We start from the raw sequence: 13,428 nt of genomic DNA on the forward strand, positions 1-13,428 counted from the left end.
TCAGGCGCCGACCACCCGCAGGGTGCCGAGGTGGGTGAACTCGGCGCTGATCTCCCGTCCGGGCTCGACGAAGACGGCGTCGGTGAGGCCGCCGGTGAGCACGATCCAGCCGGGCTCGATGGCGATGCCGCGCTCGCCGAGGGAGTTCGCCGCCAGCGCGAGTGCCTCGGCGGGGTGACCTTGTACGGCGGCGCCAGTCGCGGAGTCGGTGATCTCGCCGTCGATGCCGAGCAGGCAGGCCTCCAGCGCGAGGTCGAGGCTCTCGGGCGGCAGACCGGTGCCGCTGACGACGAAGCGTGACGACGAGGCGTTGTCGGCGACCACGTCGGGGAGGGTGAACTTGAAGTCGGTGAAGCGGCTGTCGATGACCTCGAAGCCCGCGTGCACGCTGCGGACGGCGGCGAGCGCGGTCGCGGCGGTCACCCCGGGGCCCTCCAGCCGCTCCCCCATGACGAAGACGATCTCGGGCTCGACGCGCGGGTGGATGAGCTCGCCCATCGGGACCGGGACGCCCTCGGGAAGCACCATCGCGTCGGTGAGCCAAGCGGTGAGCGGGGAGTCGATACCCATCCGCTGCTGCTTGGCGCGCGAGGTGAGGCCGAGCTTGACGCCGACGAGCTTCTCGCCGGACTCGACCTTGCGCTGGAGCAGCGCGTCCTGCACCTGGTAGGCGGTCGGCAGGTCGAGGTCGGGCCATTCGTCGGTGATCCGGCCGCCGTCCCTGCGGTCGCTCTCGCGGCCGAGCAGCTCCGTGACGGCGCGGTCGATGGTCCAGTCGCTCATGCGGGTACGCCTTCCGGGGCCTTGGCCGTTGTCGTGGCGCGGGTGGAGAGGTCGATCGCCACGTCGATGATCATGTCTTCCTGGCCGCCGACATATCCGGCCTCGCCGACCGCGCGCAGGATGGCGTGGGCGGGCACCCCGTAACGGTCGGCGGCGCGCTGCGCGTGCAGCAGGAACGAGGAGTAGACGCCGTGCCTGCCCTGCTCGATGGCCGGGCGGTCGGCGATGGGCAGCCGAGGAATCAGCGGGGTGAGCACCTCGTGCGCGGCGCGCAACACGCCGTCCACGTCCAGGCCGATGGGGACCCGCATCCTTTCGAAGACGGTGGCGAGCAGCTCGGTCGGCGAGTTGCCGGCGCCGGCGCCCAGCGCGCACAGGCTGCCGTCGATCTGACGGGCGCCCGCCTCGTACGCGGCGATCGAGTTCGCGACGCCGAGCGAGAGGTTCTGGTGGCCGTGGAAGCCGATCTGGGCGTCGTCGCCGAGTTCGGCGGCCAGCGCCGACACGCGGTCGGTGACGTCGGTGGGCATCAGCCAGCCCGCCGAGTCGACGACGTACACGCACTGGCACCCGGCGTCGGCCATGATCCTGGCCTGCTTCGCCAGCGCCTCGGGTCCGACCCGGTGCGAGAGCATCAGGAACCCTACGGTCTCCATGCCCAGTTCGCGCGCGGCCCCGAAGTGCTGTACGGAGACGTCCGCCTCGGTGCAGTGGGTCGCCACCCGTACGATCCCGGCGCCCGCGTCGTGGGCCCGGTGCAGGTCCTCGACGGTGCCGAGGCCGGGCAGCAGCAGGACGGCGATACGTGCCTGGCGGGCTTCGGCGACGGCAGCCTTGACGAGTTCGATCTCGTCGGTGTGCGAGAAGCCGTAGTTGAAGGAGGACCCGGCGAGGCCGTCGCCGTGGGTGACCTCGATGACGGTGACGCCCGCGTCGTCCAGGGCGCGGGTCACGGCCCGTACCTGGTCCACGGTGAACTGGTGGGCCACGGCGTGGCTGCCGTCGCGCAGCGTGGTGTCGGTGATGCGTACGGCCGGTCGGAGGTCCGTGGTCGTGTCCGCGGTCATCGGGTCACCGCCTTCTGTCGCTGGCTGATGAGTTCGCCGACGCGGACGGCGGCGGCGGTCATGATGTCGAGGTTGCCTGCCCACGGGGGCAGGTAGTCGCCGTTGCCGCGGACTTCGAGGAAGACCGCGACCCGGGCCTGCCCCTTCCATCCGGGGCGCGGGTCGTCGAACTGCGGCTCGGAGCGCATCTGGTAGCCGGGTACGTAGACCCGTACCTCCTCGACCATCCGGTGGATGGACTCGGTGATGGCGTCGCGGTCGGCGTCGGCGGGGATCGCGCAGTACACCGTGTCACGCATGATCATCGGGGGATCGACGGGGTTGAGGATGATGATCGCCTTGCCGCGTCCGGCGCCACCGACGGTCTCGATCGCGTGGGAGGTGGTCTCGGTGAACTCGTCGATGTTGGCGCGGGTGCCGGGGCCCGCCGAGCGGGAGGCGATCGAGGCGACGATCTCCGCGTACGGCACGGGCACGACCCGGGAGACGGCGGCCACGATCGGGATGGTGGCCTGCCCGCCGCAGGTGATCATGTTGACGTTCGCTGCGGCCTCGTGCTCGGAGAGGTTGACCACCGGGCAGACGAAGGGACCGGCCGCGGCGGGGGTCAGGTCGATGGCGGTGATGCCGGCCTCGGCGTAGCGGGCGGCGTTGGCCAGGTGCGCCTTGGCGGAGGTGGCCTCGAAGACCAGGTCGGGCAGCTCCGGCCGGTCGAGCAGCCAGTCCACGCCTCCGGCGCTGGCTTCGACGCCGAGCTTCCCGGCGCGGGCCAGGCCGTCGGAGGCGGGGTCGACCCCGACCATGCAGCGGACGTCGATGTGCTCGTTGCGCAGCAGCTTGACCATCAGGTCCGTGCCGATGTTGCCCGGCCCGACGATGGCGGCGGTGGCGGTCATGCGTCCTCCCCCTGTCCTTGTACGCCCTGTCCTTGTACGTGGGCGAAGCGTGCGGTGACGGTGCCCAGGCCGCCGAAGGTCGCGGTGACGGAGTCGCCACCGGCTACGGGCGCGGCGGCGCAGACCGAGCCGGGCAGGATGACGTGGCCCGGCTCCAGGGTGACGCCGAGTCGGCCCACCGTGTTGGCCAGCCACACCAGGGCGTTCAGCGGCGAGCCGAGGACGGCGCCCCCGGCGCCGGTGCCGACGACCTCGCCGCGCCGGGTCAGCACGCACCCGGACAGCCGCAGATCGACCGCGTTCACCGGGACGGGGCGGCTGCCGAGCACCACGCCGCCCGCCGACGCGTTGTCCGCGACCGTGTCGAGCAGGCCGATCTTCCAGTCCCGGATGCGGGAGTCGATGATCTCCAGGGCCGGCAGGACGTAGTCGACCGCCGACAGCGCCTGCGCGGCGTTCACGCCGGGCCCGGTCAGTGGCCGCTTGAGTACGAAGGCGATCTCCGGTTCGACCTTGGGGCTGATGAACTCGTCCAGTGCGATCGGCAGGCCCTCCAGATGGAACATGGACTCCATCAGGTGCCCGTAGTCGGGCTGGTCGACGCCGAGCTGGCGCTGCATGGCCGCCGAGGTGAGCCCGACCTTGTGGCCCTGGATACGCTGCCCGTGCTCGGTCCAGGTGCGGACCTGCTCAAGCTGGATCGCGTAGGAATCGTCGACGGTCAGCCCCGGATGGGTCAGGGCGACCGGATCGATGGGCTCGCGGGTGCGCCGCGCGGCCAGCAGTTCCTTCGCGACCACGACGTGCGTGGCTTTGTCCATCGTGCGGCTCTTTCCTCGGGTGATGGGCGAACTCCTCGCAGCATGTTGCGCGCAGTCCCACCAGGCAACCCAAGTGATCCGCTGAGCGGATCAAGATCGAGTGAAATCGTCTCCGGCCCGTCCCGCTCAGCGGATCAACCGGCTTGCCCGTTCCTGATCATGGGAGGGACAGTTCTCCATGACGTGACACACCACAGACCGGACGCTACGAAGGGAATGCCATGAGCGGACACTCCGTGGGAGCCCGCTCAGCTCTCGCCGGTGGCGGGACTCGGGCCCCGCAGCTCACGGCTTATGGCCAGCCCCGCCGTGCGCACGGCGGGGCCCACCCGGCGCAGGTTCAGCCTCCCGCTCCAGCCCGAGATGGACATCGCCGCGACCGGCCGGTCGCCGGCCCCGAGGATCACGGTCGCGACACACCCCACCCCGGGACCGGTCTCCTCGTTCTCGTACGCGACTCCCGCGCCCCGGATCCGTTCCAGCTCACGCCGGAACAGGCCGGGCGCGGTGATGGTGCGCGGGCCCACCGGTGCGAGCCCATGAGCGCAGACCGCGTCGACGGCCTCCGCGTCACCGAAGGCGAGCAGCACCTTGCCCACGGCCGCGGCATGCGCGGGCAGTCGGCCGCCCACCCGCGATCCCATCCTCGGGGCGTCCTTGCTCCGCAGGATCTCGACGTAGACCACCTCGGTGCCGTCCAGCACGGCCAGATGTACCGTCTGCCGGGTCGCCTCGCGCAGATCGGCCATGTACGGCAGGGCGATCGCACGCAGATTGCGGTGCCGGGAAGCCAGCTCGCCGTACTCGAACAGGCGCGTTCCCATATGCAGGAGCGCGCCGTCGTTCTCGTCGCGCTCCAGGAACCCGTAGCCGACGAGGTCGCGCACCAGGCGGGAGGTCGTGGACTTCGGCAGCCCGGCCCGGCGGGCGATCTCCGACACCCGAAGCTCGGCATGAAGCGCGTCGAAGGCCCCGAGCACGGCGGCGACCCGCGCGACACCGGAGTCAGGAATGTTCCGTTCAGCGGGACGCATCGGTGAAGCATGACGTGGGAACCGGACGGCATGCAAGCGTCGGCGTCGGCCTCGTCGGCGCGGGTACGGGCGTCGCCGTCACCCGCGGGTCAACCACTGGCGGGAAGGTGCCCGATGCGGGCCGCATGCCGGTCGAGGCCCGGCTGCTCCGAGCGGTGGCAGGCCCGTGGCCTGCGTCTCCGGACCACACCGGCAGGTCCGCGTTCCGGACGGGCGAGGCATTCGAGCCCCTCAGAGGCCGCCTGGCCGACCCGAGCGGATGTCCTCACCACCAGGCACGGTGCTCCTGCCCACGCACCGGGAAGCGCCCCTGCCCACCCCACCCGCGTACCCGTACCCCATAGCCGTACCCGTACCCCATGCCATACGCGTACCCGTACCCGTACCGACGAAGGAGCCGCACATGTTCGACGCCACCACCGAGAACGACCCCGGACGGACCGTCCTGTTCCTCAACGGCCCCAACCTCAATCTGCTCGGCGTGCGCGAGCCCGACAAGTACGGTTCCACCACGCTGCGCGAGGTCGAGGAGACTGTGACCAAGACGCTGTCCGCACACGGCCTGACCGCGCGCTTCGTACAGAGCAACCACGAAGGCCTGCTGGTCGACGCGATTCATGCCGCGCGCACCGAGTGCGGAGCGATCGTCATCAACCCCGCTGCGTTCACGCACACCTCCGTCGCGCTCCGGGACGCGATCGCCGCCGTCGCTCTGCCGACCGTCGAACTCCACATCACCAATGTGCACAGGCGCGAGGAATTCCGGCACCACTCCTACATCTCGGCGGTCGCCGACGCCCTGATCGTCGGCGCCGGCACACACGGCTACGTCCTGGCCGCACTGCATGTCGCGCATCTCCTCCACGGCTGACTCACGCCCCACCCGAGTCCCGTCCCGAGCGGTGCGCGGGCTGGAGGCTCTCCATGCCAAGGGCGACGTGGCCGTCAGACGGACTGAACTCCGAGTCTCGTCGTCCGCGTCGCCCGTCTGGGACGTATTCCCTGATCACAGCCCCATCCCCAGGCCCGTCGGTCTGGTGAGCAGCCCAGGCGAGTGTCCTGGCCCGGGTGACGGAGCGAGGATCGATCGTCTTCGGCGTGCTCGGGGAGCCCCCGGGGTCACTCCTCGCGATCGGCCTGCCAGTCCAGCACCTTGACGTGGCCGACCGAGTCGACGTGGGTATGCATGGCCAGCGCCGCAGCCTCCGGATCGCCTCGGCGCACCGCCTCGGCGACGAGCCGATGCTGGTCCAGCGACTGGGCGGTGGCCATGACGGCAGAGAAGGACCAGGGTCAGCGCACGGGGAGTAGCCGCTCCTTGCGCTCCAGCAGGAATTCACGGAAGAGCGTCACCGGAGCGGGTTCCAGCGCGCCTGACAACCAGGCCAGACAGATCCTCCGTGTGCCCGGTGGCTCGGCGAGTGGGACATCCACAAGGGCCGGGTGGGAGGTGTGTCCATACGGGAGCAGCGCAAGGCCCAGGCCCGATCCGACAAGACCGCGCACCATCTCCGTGTCGTCGCCCTCGAAGGCGATTCGCGCTTCGAATCCTGCCGCTCGGCATAGTTCATCGGCGATCTGCCGTGTCCCGTAGGCAGGCTGCATCGCCACGAAGGTCTCGTCCGCCGCCTCAGCCAGCCGGATCGACTCGCGCTCGGCCAGTGGATGCGAACGCGGGACGACGAGGCGCATCTCCTGCTCGACGAGCACCGCGGAGGCGATGTCGGGCGCGCAGGGGTCCGGGGCGATGAGGCAGAGGTGGGTCTCTCCGGAACGCAGCATCACGAGCATGTCCGCGGAGGGCGCCTCGGCCAGTCGGAAGCGGATGCCCGGATGGGCCCGGTGGAAGGCGCGCATGAGGTCGGGAACGACGTGGGCGGCCATCGACTTCAGATAGGCCAGGCCCACGACACCGTGCTCGGGGTCCGCCTCCGAAGCGATCTCGCGGCCCGCCTCGGCCAGCACGTCCAGGGCGTTCTCGGCGCGCTCCATCAGTCGGCGGCCCTGAGGGGTCAGCCGAATCCCGCGGCCTACGTGGAGGAAGAGCGGAACGCCGAGCTGGGTTTCGAGACGGGCGATGGTGCGGCTGAGGGTCGGCTGACTGATGCCGAGCAGTTCGGAGGCGCGGGTGAGGTGCTCCTCGCGAGCCACGGCGACGAACTGCTGGAGCTGCGGGGCGAGTGCGGTGACCGCGTCGGACGGCGGATCGGTGGCGTTGCCCCACTGTGAGTGTTCATGCATTCCGGGCACGCCACTTCCCTGCTCCTCGATGAAACCCCAGGTCAGGGGAATCCATGCATATGTGTATCCGACTGCCCACAGATCCACATTAGACGCTGCGATGTGACGCTGCGTACCGTCCTGGAGGTAGTCGCCGATTGCGGCTATCACACTATTCTGTCCGCTTCTCCGGCACTTGCCGGCCTTCCTTGGGGCTCACGACTCCTTTGCGGAGTCGGTGAATTCAGCCCCTGAGTGGGTCCCGGTCGCTGTCGGCCATCCGGCCAAGGAATCCCATGACTCAGCGCACCACTTGGGACACCAACCGCTCCGGCAAGGCCCGCCGTCTGGAACGGGCCGCCCGTCTCGCCGATGGCAAGGTGATCCCCACCGGCAGGGCCGTCGAGGCCCTGGAAGCCCTCATCGAACCCGGCGACAAGGTCGTCCTCGAAGGCGACAACCAGAAGCAGGCCGACTTCCTGTCCCGTTCCCTCGCCGTCGTCGACCCGGCGAAGGTGCACGATGTGCATCTGCTGATCTCCTCCATCAGCCGCCCCGAGCACCTCGACCTCTTCGAGGACGGCATCGCCACGAAGGTGGACTTCGCCTACGCGGGCGCCCAGTCCACCCGCGTGGCCCAGCTGCTCGCCGACGGCGCCCTCGACATCGGCGCCATCCACACCTACATCGAGCTGTACGGGCGCTTCTTCGTCGACCTGATCCCCAAGGTCGCCCTCGTCGCCGCCAACTCCGCGGACCGCGACGGCAACCTCTACACCGGCCCGAACACCGAGGACACCCCCACCATCGCCGAGGCCACCGCCTTCCGCGACGGCATCGTCATCGCCCAGGTGAACCAACTGGTGGACAGCGCGGACGAGTTGCCCCGGGTCGACATCCCCGGCGGCTGGGTGGACTTCGTGATCGAGGCCGACCGCCCGTACCAGATCGAGCCGCTGTTCACCCGCGACCCGCGCCTGATCACCGAGGTGCAGATCCTCATGGCGATGATGGCGATCCGCGGCGTGTACGAGCGCCACCAGGTCACCTCGCTCAACCACGGCATCGGCTTCGACACCGCCGCGATCGAGCTGCTGCTCCCCACGTACGGAGAGAAGCTCGGCCTGCGCGGAAAAATCGCCAGGAACTGGGTGCTCAACCCGCACCCCACCCTGATCCCGGCCATCGAGTCCGGCTGGGTCGAATCGGTCGTCGCCTTCGGCGGTGAGGTCGGGATGGAGAAATACTGCGCCGCCCGCCCGGACGTCTTCGCCACCGGCCGCGACGGGATGCTGCGCTCCAACCGGCTGATCGCGCAGGCGGCCGGCCACTACGCCGCCGACATGTTCATCGGCGCCTCCCTGCAGATCGACCGCGACGGCAACTCCTCCACCGTCACCCAGGGCCGCCTCTCCGGCTTCGGCGGCGCCCCCAACATGGGCGCGGACGCACGCGGCCGCCGCCACGCCAGCCCCGCCTGGCTCGACCTCGCGAGCGGCGGCCAGGGAGACATCACACGCGGCAGGAAACTGGTCGTGCAGGTCGCGGAGACCTACGGCAAGGGCGGTGTCCCCAAGCTCGTCGAGTCCCTCGACGCGGTCGAGGTCGGCAAGGAATCCGGCTTCCCCGTCGCCCCCGTCATGATCTACGGCGACGACGTCACCCACGTGGTCACCGAGGAGGGCGTCGCCTACCTCTACAAGGCCCGGGACCTGGCAGAGCGCCGCGAGGCCCTGGCCGCCGTGGCAGGCGTCAGCCCCGTCGGCCGACGGCACGACCGGGCCCGCGAGGAACGGCTGCGCCGCGACGGTCTGGTCGCCCTGCCCGAGGACCTGGGCGTGCGCCGCACCGACGCCAAGCGGTCGCTGCTCGCCGCGACCAGCATCGAGGACCTGGTCGCCTGGTCCGGCGGACTGTACGAGCCGACCGCCAAGTTCCGCAGCTGGTGAGCGGCATGACCACCACACTGGCCCCGGCGCAGCCGCCTCGCACACCCAACCACCACTCAGCGCACGCGCTCGCCGACACCGCCGTACGGGCACTGGCCGAGGAAGCCGAACTGACCCCGAAACCGGGCCTGGTGGACGCCCGCGGCCCGGGCGCGCACACCGACATGGACCTCGACATGATGCTGCGCTCCGCCGAATCCCTGCGCGGCGCGTTCACCGGCATGGCCGCAGCCGCTCAGCACTTCACCGCGCCCACGAGAGAGTTGCGCGAGACCCTGGCCGTCATCGGCCGCGACGGCGAGCGCGCCATGCTCGACGCCACGGGCGGGGTCAACACCCACCGCGGCGCGATCTGGGCCCTCGGGCTGCTCGTCGCGGCGGCAGTGATCGAAGGGCCGTACGGTCCGGAACCGGCCGAGGCCATCACCCGCACCGCCGGGACGATCGCGGCACTGCCCGACCGCAACGCGCCCGCCCTGGACTCCAACGGGCTGCGTGCCGCCGTCCGTTACGGCGCCCCCGGCGCCCGGGGCGAGGCCATCGGCGGCTTCCCGCACGCGCTGCTCGCGCTCCGTGCGCTGCGTACGGCCCGAACCGGTGGGGCGAGCGAGCCACATGCCCGGCTCGACGCGCTGGTCACCGTCATGGCATCGCTCGACGACACCTGTCTGCTGCACCGAGGTGGCCGCGCGGGCCTGGCCATCGCCCAGCGCGGCGCGCGGGCCGTGCTCGCCGAGGGCGGCAGCGCGACCGTCCGGGGTCGTGCCGCACTCGGCGCACTCGACCTGGGGCTGGTTCGCGCGGGGCTGTCACCCGGTGGGAGCGCCGATCTGCTCGCGGCCGCACTGTTCCTCGACCGCACCACCGGCCCGGACGCCATGCCGTCCTTGTCCTCCTGAGGAGTTGACGATGGAGAGTCTGACCTACACCCGCCCCGCCACCACACCAGCGGCCCGTCGCGCCCATGTCGGCGTCGTCGGCTCCGGTGACCTGGAGGTCCTGCTGGAGCCCGCAACAGACGGGACCACGGTCGAACTGCGCACCAGCGTCGACGGATTCGGCCCCACCTGGGAGGCCGTCCTCGACCGCTTCTTCGCGCGGTACGACATCGCCGCGACCATCCGCATCAACGACTTCGGCGCGACGCCGGGCACCGTGACGCTGCGCCTCGCCCAGGCCGTCGAGGCCGCCCAGGCAGAGGAGGCCCTTCAGTGACCGTCACACGCGCGGCCGAGGCGTTCACCGAACTGTCCGCCCGCGAACGGGCCCGCGGCATCCTCGACACCGGCACCTTCCGCGAACTCATCGGCCCCTTCGACCGTTTGGAGTCCCCGCATCTCGCCCCGCAGGGCATCGTCCCGCAGAGCGACGACGGCGCGGTCGTCGCCCGGGGAACGATCGACGGCGTGGACGCCGTGGTCGTGGCCCTGGACGGCAGGTTCCAGGGCGGCGGCATCGGTGAGGTGTGCGGCGCCAAGCTGGCCGGCACCCTCGAACTGGCCGCCGCCGACTGCGCCGAGGGCCGGACCGTACGCCCCGTGATCCTGCTGGAGACCGGCGGTATCCGCCTCCAGGAGGCCAACCTCGGCCTGCTCGCCATCGCCGAAATCCACGCCGCGATCGTGAACCTGCGCCGGTACGTCCCCGTTGTCGGCATCGTCGCCGGCATGGTCGGCTCCTTCGGCGGCATGGGCATCGCCGCCGGTCTGTGCAGCCACCTGGTGATGACCCGCCAGGGACGGCTCGGCCTCAACGGCCCCGAGGTCATCGAGCAGGAAGCGGGCGTCCGCGAGCTCGACTCCAAGGACCGCGCGGGCATCTGGGGCATGATCGGCGGCGCGCAGCGCACTGCCGTCGGCCTCGCCGACACCCTCGTCGACGACGAGGCCACGGCTGTCGGCAAGGCCGTACGCACCGCGTTCACGGCACAGGCAGCGGCGGACACACATACGGATGCGGACGCCCCCCGCAGCAGCCGCATCACCCAGGCGCTCAAACTCCTCGACTCCATCGACCCGCGGGAGCCGCTGGACCCACAGGGCCTGCGCGACAAGGTGAAGGGAGACACCAAGTGACCACCGCCAACAGCCGCGGCCGTATCTGGTTCGAGGCACTGACCGGCACCTCGACCCCTGCCGCCGTGCCCTCCGTCCTGTCCGCCACCGCCCAACTCGGCGGTGAGCAGGCGCACTTCCTCGCCGTCGTCCCCGCGCACGAGGCGAAGTTCCCGCGCGCGGTGGCGGGCGAGGTGGGTCTGGAGGAGGGCTGGAACCTCGCCTGGGAGATCCGCGCCGTCGTCGACTCCGATGCCGACGCCCCCGCCGCCGAGAAGCGTCCGATCATCGCCGTCGTGGACGTGCCCAGCCAGGCGTACGGCTACCGCGAGGAACTCATCGGCATCCACCAGGCCCTCGCCGGGGCAGTCGGCGCCTACGCCACCGCCCGCCTCGCAGGTCACCCGGTCATCGCCTTCGTCGTCGGCAAGGCCATCTCGGGCGCCTTCCTCTCCCACGGTCTGCAGGCCAACCGGATCGTCGCCCTGGACGACGAGGGAATCATGGTGCAGGTCATGGGCAAGGCCGCCGCCGCCCGTATCACCCGCCGTACGGTCGAACAGCTCGACGAGATCGCCAGGACCATCCCCGCCACCGCCTACGACGGCGCGTCCTTCGCCAAGCTCGGCGCCCTCCACTCCCTACTGCCGGGCACCCGGGCCGACGACCCGACCGCCAGGGACGTGGCCGCCGCCCGCATGGCGCTCGCCGCCGCCGTCACCGACGCGCGCGGCGGCCCGGCGGACCTCACATGCCGCCTGGACTCCGCCGAGGCGAAGCAGACGCGCGCGGCCTCGATCGAGGTCCGGCGACGGCTGGCCGCCACCTGGCGCGGCTGAGACGTACGGAAGACCGGCCGCACCAGCACCACCATCCGTGGCCGACACGACAGGAGAGGATCATGCCGTACGAACCTCACGACCTCCTCCGGGTCGACGGCGCCGAAGCCGTCGAGCCCGCGCCGGACCCGCGCGGCCCGGCCCGGCCCGGCATGCGCGAGGCGCTGACCCGCGCCCCCTGGGTGGTGGTCCGGCGCGACCGCGCGCCGGACGGCCTGGTGCCGGTGGGGGTACGAGGAGCGGGCCGGGCAGACCGATGGGCGGCGTTCGTGCCGGCGAAGGCCATCCGCGAGCAGGTGTCCCCGCAGCAGCTCGCGGACCGGCCCGCCACCCGGCGCGCGAACCGGGCCCCGGCCTTGGACGCGCTGGCACGGGTGACCCGGGTGCTGGAAGGACGGCAGCTGGTGTGGGGGCCGGGCGGCGGCGTCGGCTTCGAACTCGCCACCGGTCTCGAAGTGCTGTCGGAAGACAGCGACGTGGACCTCGTCCTGTGCGCGCCGGGTCTCCTGCCGGTGCCGTACGTGGCCCGGTTGCTACGAAGTCTCACGGACGCGGCCGCGCCGGTCCGGGCGGACGTACAGCTGCTGACCCCGCTCGGCGGCGTCTCGGCGGCGGAGTACGCGGGTGGCGGCGACGTGCTGCTGCGCACCGACCGGGGACCCCGAATCGTACGCAGCCCCTGGCAGGCGGGCACCTCACAGGCCCAATCGCCGGGTTCCGACGAGTCCACGACAGGAGGCCGCCCTCGATGAACACGACGCTTCTCTTTCCTGGCCAGGGAGAGCAACAGCCGGGCATGCTGCATGCGTTGCCCCTGCACCCCGCCGTCTCGCGGACACTCGACGAGATCTCCGCCGTGCTCGGCACCGACGTCCGCGCCCTGGACACCGCCGAGGCCCTGCGCTCCAACGCCGCAACCCAGCTCGCCCTGTTCGCGGCCGCCACCTCCACCCACCGACTGCTGACCGAACTGGGCGTACGGGCCGACTACGTCGCCGGCCACTCCGTCGGGGCCTTCGCCGCGGCCGTCGTGTGCGGCGCTCTCGAACTCACCGACGCGACCCGGCTCGTGGCGCTGCGCGGCCGCCGTATGGAGGACGCCTACCCCTCCGGATACGGGATGGGGGTCGTCCTGGGCTTGGACGAGGCCACCGTCGCGCGCCTTGCCTTCGATGCGTCCACGCCTGCCGAACCGGTGTACGCGAGCAACGTCAACACCCCGCGCCAGATCACGGTTTCGGGTGCTGACGCCGCGGTGGAGCGGGTCCTCACCGCCGCCTTGGCGCACGGCGCCTCCAAGGCGCGGCGGCTGGCCGTGTCCGTACCGGCGCACTGCCCACTGATGCGACCCGTCGCGGACGCACTGGCGGACGCGCTGGCCGACGTCGAAATGTGCCGCCCGGCGGTCCCGTTCGCCGGCAACCGCACGGGCCGGACCCTGCGCACCGCCGACGCCGTCCGGGACGACCTCGTACACGGCGTGGCCCTGCCGGTGCGCTGGCACGAGGCGACGAGTGTGCTCTACGAGCGCGGCGCCCGGCTCTTCGTCCAGATGGCTCCCGGCGACTCCCTCGTGCGCCTCGCCCAGGCCATGCTCCCCGGCGTGCGCACCGCATCGCTGCGGGAAACGTCGGCCGAGCACATCCACGACCTCGCCTTGCACCGCGAGCAAGTGAACAAAGACTGACAAGCGGCGAAAGCGACTGTACCCACAGCCGATCCCTCTCAGAACGGAGCAGACGGAGACCGCTGCCCGGCGGTCTCC

The 13,428-nt window shown here is 71.3% G+C and carries 15 protein-coding genes; 8 read left to right on the forward strand and 7 right to left on the reverse strand.

The window, feature by feature from the left end; all coding sequences use genetic code 11:
- From ACZ5VQ_RS45855 to ACZ5VQ_RS45875, 5 genes are all read right to left on the reverse strand, one after another.
- Positions 1-783: a 2-keto-4-pentenoate hydratase gene (locus tag ACZ5VQ_RS45855; protein ID WP_469110186.1), complete on the reverse strand. Its 783-nt coding sequence runs from the start codon at positions 781-783 to the stop codon at positions 1-3.
- Positions 780-1,850 carry a 4-hydroxy-2-oxovalerate aldolase gene (dmpG, locus tag ACZ5VQ_RS45860; RefSeq protein WP_469110187.1) on the reverse strand — a complete coding sequence of 357 codons (1,071 nt, stop codon included), beginning with the start codon at positions 1,848-1,850 and terminating at the stop codon, positions 780-782. Before dmpG ends, ACZ5VQ_RS45855 begins: the two co-directional genes overlap by 4 nt.
- A complete protein-coding gene (locus tag ACZ5VQ_RS45865; RefSeq protein WP_469110188.1) occupies positions 1,847-2,746 on the reverse strand; it encodes an acetaldehyde dehydrogenase (acetylating) in 900 nt (299 codons plus the stop codon). Before ACZ5VQ_RS45865 ends, dmpG begins: the two co-directional genes overlap by 4 nt.
- Positions 2,743-3,567: a 2-keto-4-pentenoate hydratase gene (locus ACZ5VQ_RS45870; RefSeq protein WP_469110189.1), complete on the reverse strand. Its 825-nt coding sequence runs from the start codon at positions 3,565-3,567 to the stop codon at positions 2,743-2,745. Before ACZ5VQ_RS45870 ends, ACZ5VQ_RS45865 begins: the two co-directional genes overlap by 4 nt.
- Before the next feature lie 248 nt (positions 3,568-3,815).
- Positions 3,816-4,601: an IclR family transcriptional regulator gene (locus ACZ5VQ_RS45875; RefSeq protein WP_469110190.1), complete on the reverse strand. Its 786-nt coding sequence runs from the start codon at positions 4,599-4,601 to the stop codon at positions 3,816-3,818.
- A 403-nt stretch (positions 4,602-5,004) separates the two neighbouring features.
- Here ACZ5VQ_RS45875 and aroQ point away from each other — a divergent pair, with 403 nt between their 5' ends.
- Positions 5,005-5,472, forward strand: coding sequence for a type II 3-dehydroquinate dehydratase (aroQ, locus tag ACZ5VQ_RS45880; protein ID WP_469110191.1), 468 nt, complete (start codon positions 5,005-5,007; stop codon positions 5,470-5,472).
- 248 nt (positions 5,473-5,720) lie between these two features.
- Here aroQ and ACZ5VQ_RS45885 read toward each other — a convergent pair whose 3' ends face one another.
- Together ACZ5VQ_RS45885 and ACZ5VQ_RS45890 are read right to left on the reverse strand one after the other, a co-directional pair.
- Positions 5,721-5,873 carry an FCD domain-containing protein gene (locus ACZ5VQ_RS45885; protein ID WP_469110192.1) on the reverse strand — a complete coding sequence of 51 codons (153 nt, stop codon included), beginning with the start codon at positions 5,871-5,873 and terminating at the stop codon, positions 5,721-5,723.
- 21 nt (positions 5,874-5,894) lie between these two features.
- The gene (locus ACZ5VQ_RS45890; RefSeq protein ID WP_469110193.1) at positions 5,895-6,842 is read right to left on the reverse strand and encodes a LysR family transcriptional regulator; all 948 of its coding nucleotides are present in this window, start codon (positions 6,840-6,842) and stop codon (positions 5,895-5,897) included.
- 275 nt (positions 6,843-7,117) lie between these two features.
- Here ACZ5VQ_RS45890 and mdcA point away from each other — a divergent pair, with 275 nt between their 5' ends.
- The 7 genes from mdcA (at position 7,118) to ACZ5VQ_RS45925 (ending at position 13,350) form a co-directional block, all read left to right on the forward strand.
- Positions 7,118-8,770, forward strand: a complete 1,653-nt coding sequence (gene mdcA / locus ACZ5VQ_RS45895; RefSeq protein WP_469110194.1) for a malonate decarboxylase subunit alpha — start codon at positions 7,118-7,120, stop codon at positions 8,768-8,770.
- A 5-nt stretch (positions 8,771-8,775) separates the two neighbouring features.
- The gene (locus tag ACZ5VQ_RS45900; RefSeq protein ID WP_469110195.1) at positions 8,776-9,669 is read left to right on the forward strand and encodes a triphosphoribosyl-dephospho-CoA synthase; all 894 of its coding nucleotides are present in this window, start codon (positions 8,776-8,778) and stop codon (positions 9,667-9,669) included.
- 10 nt (positions 9,670-9,679) lie between these two features.
- On the forward strand, positions 9,680-9,985 hold the full coding sequence (locus ACZ5VQ_RS45905; protein ID WP_469110196.1) for a malonate decarboxylase subunit delta: 306 nt from the start codon (positions 9,680-9,682) through the stop codon (positions 9,983-9,985).
- Positions 9,982-10,845 (forward strand): biotin-independent malonate decarboxylase subunit beta, encoded by an 864-nt coding sequence (locus ACZ5VQ_RS45910; protein WP_469110197.1) that lies wholly within the window; start codon positions 9,982-9,984, stop codon positions 10,843-10,845. The genes ACZ5VQ_RS45905 and ACZ5VQ_RS45910 overlap by 4 nt, the downstream gene beginning before the upstream one ends.
- Positions 10,842-11,663: a biotin-independent malonate decarboxylase subunit gamma gene (gene mdcE, locus ACZ5VQ_RS45915; protein ID WP_469110198.1), complete on the forward strand. Its 822-nt coding sequence runs from the start codon at positions 10,842-10,844 to the stop codon at positions 11,661-11,663. Before ACZ5VQ_RS45910 ends, mdcE begins: the two co-directional genes overlap by 4 nt.
- Positions 11,664-11,725: 62 nt before the next feature.
- Positions 11,726-12,415: a malonate decarboxylase holo-ACP synthase gene (locus ACZ5VQ_RS45920; protein WP_469110199.1), complete on the forward strand. Its 690-nt coding sequence runs from the start codon at positions 11,726-11,728 to the stop codon at positions 12,413-12,415.
- Positions 12,412-13,350, forward strand: coding sequence for an ACP S-malonyltransferase (locus ACZ5VQ_RS45925; protein WP_469110200.1), 939 nt, complete (start codon positions 12,412-12,414; stop codon positions 13,348-13,350). Before ACZ5VQ_RS45920 ends, ACZ5VQ_RS45925 begins: the two co-directional genes overlap by 4 nt.
- The last annotated feature ends 78 nt before the right edge of the window (positions 13,351-13,428 follow it).

The organism is Streptomyces sp. NPDC033178 (genome assembly GCF_055577685.1).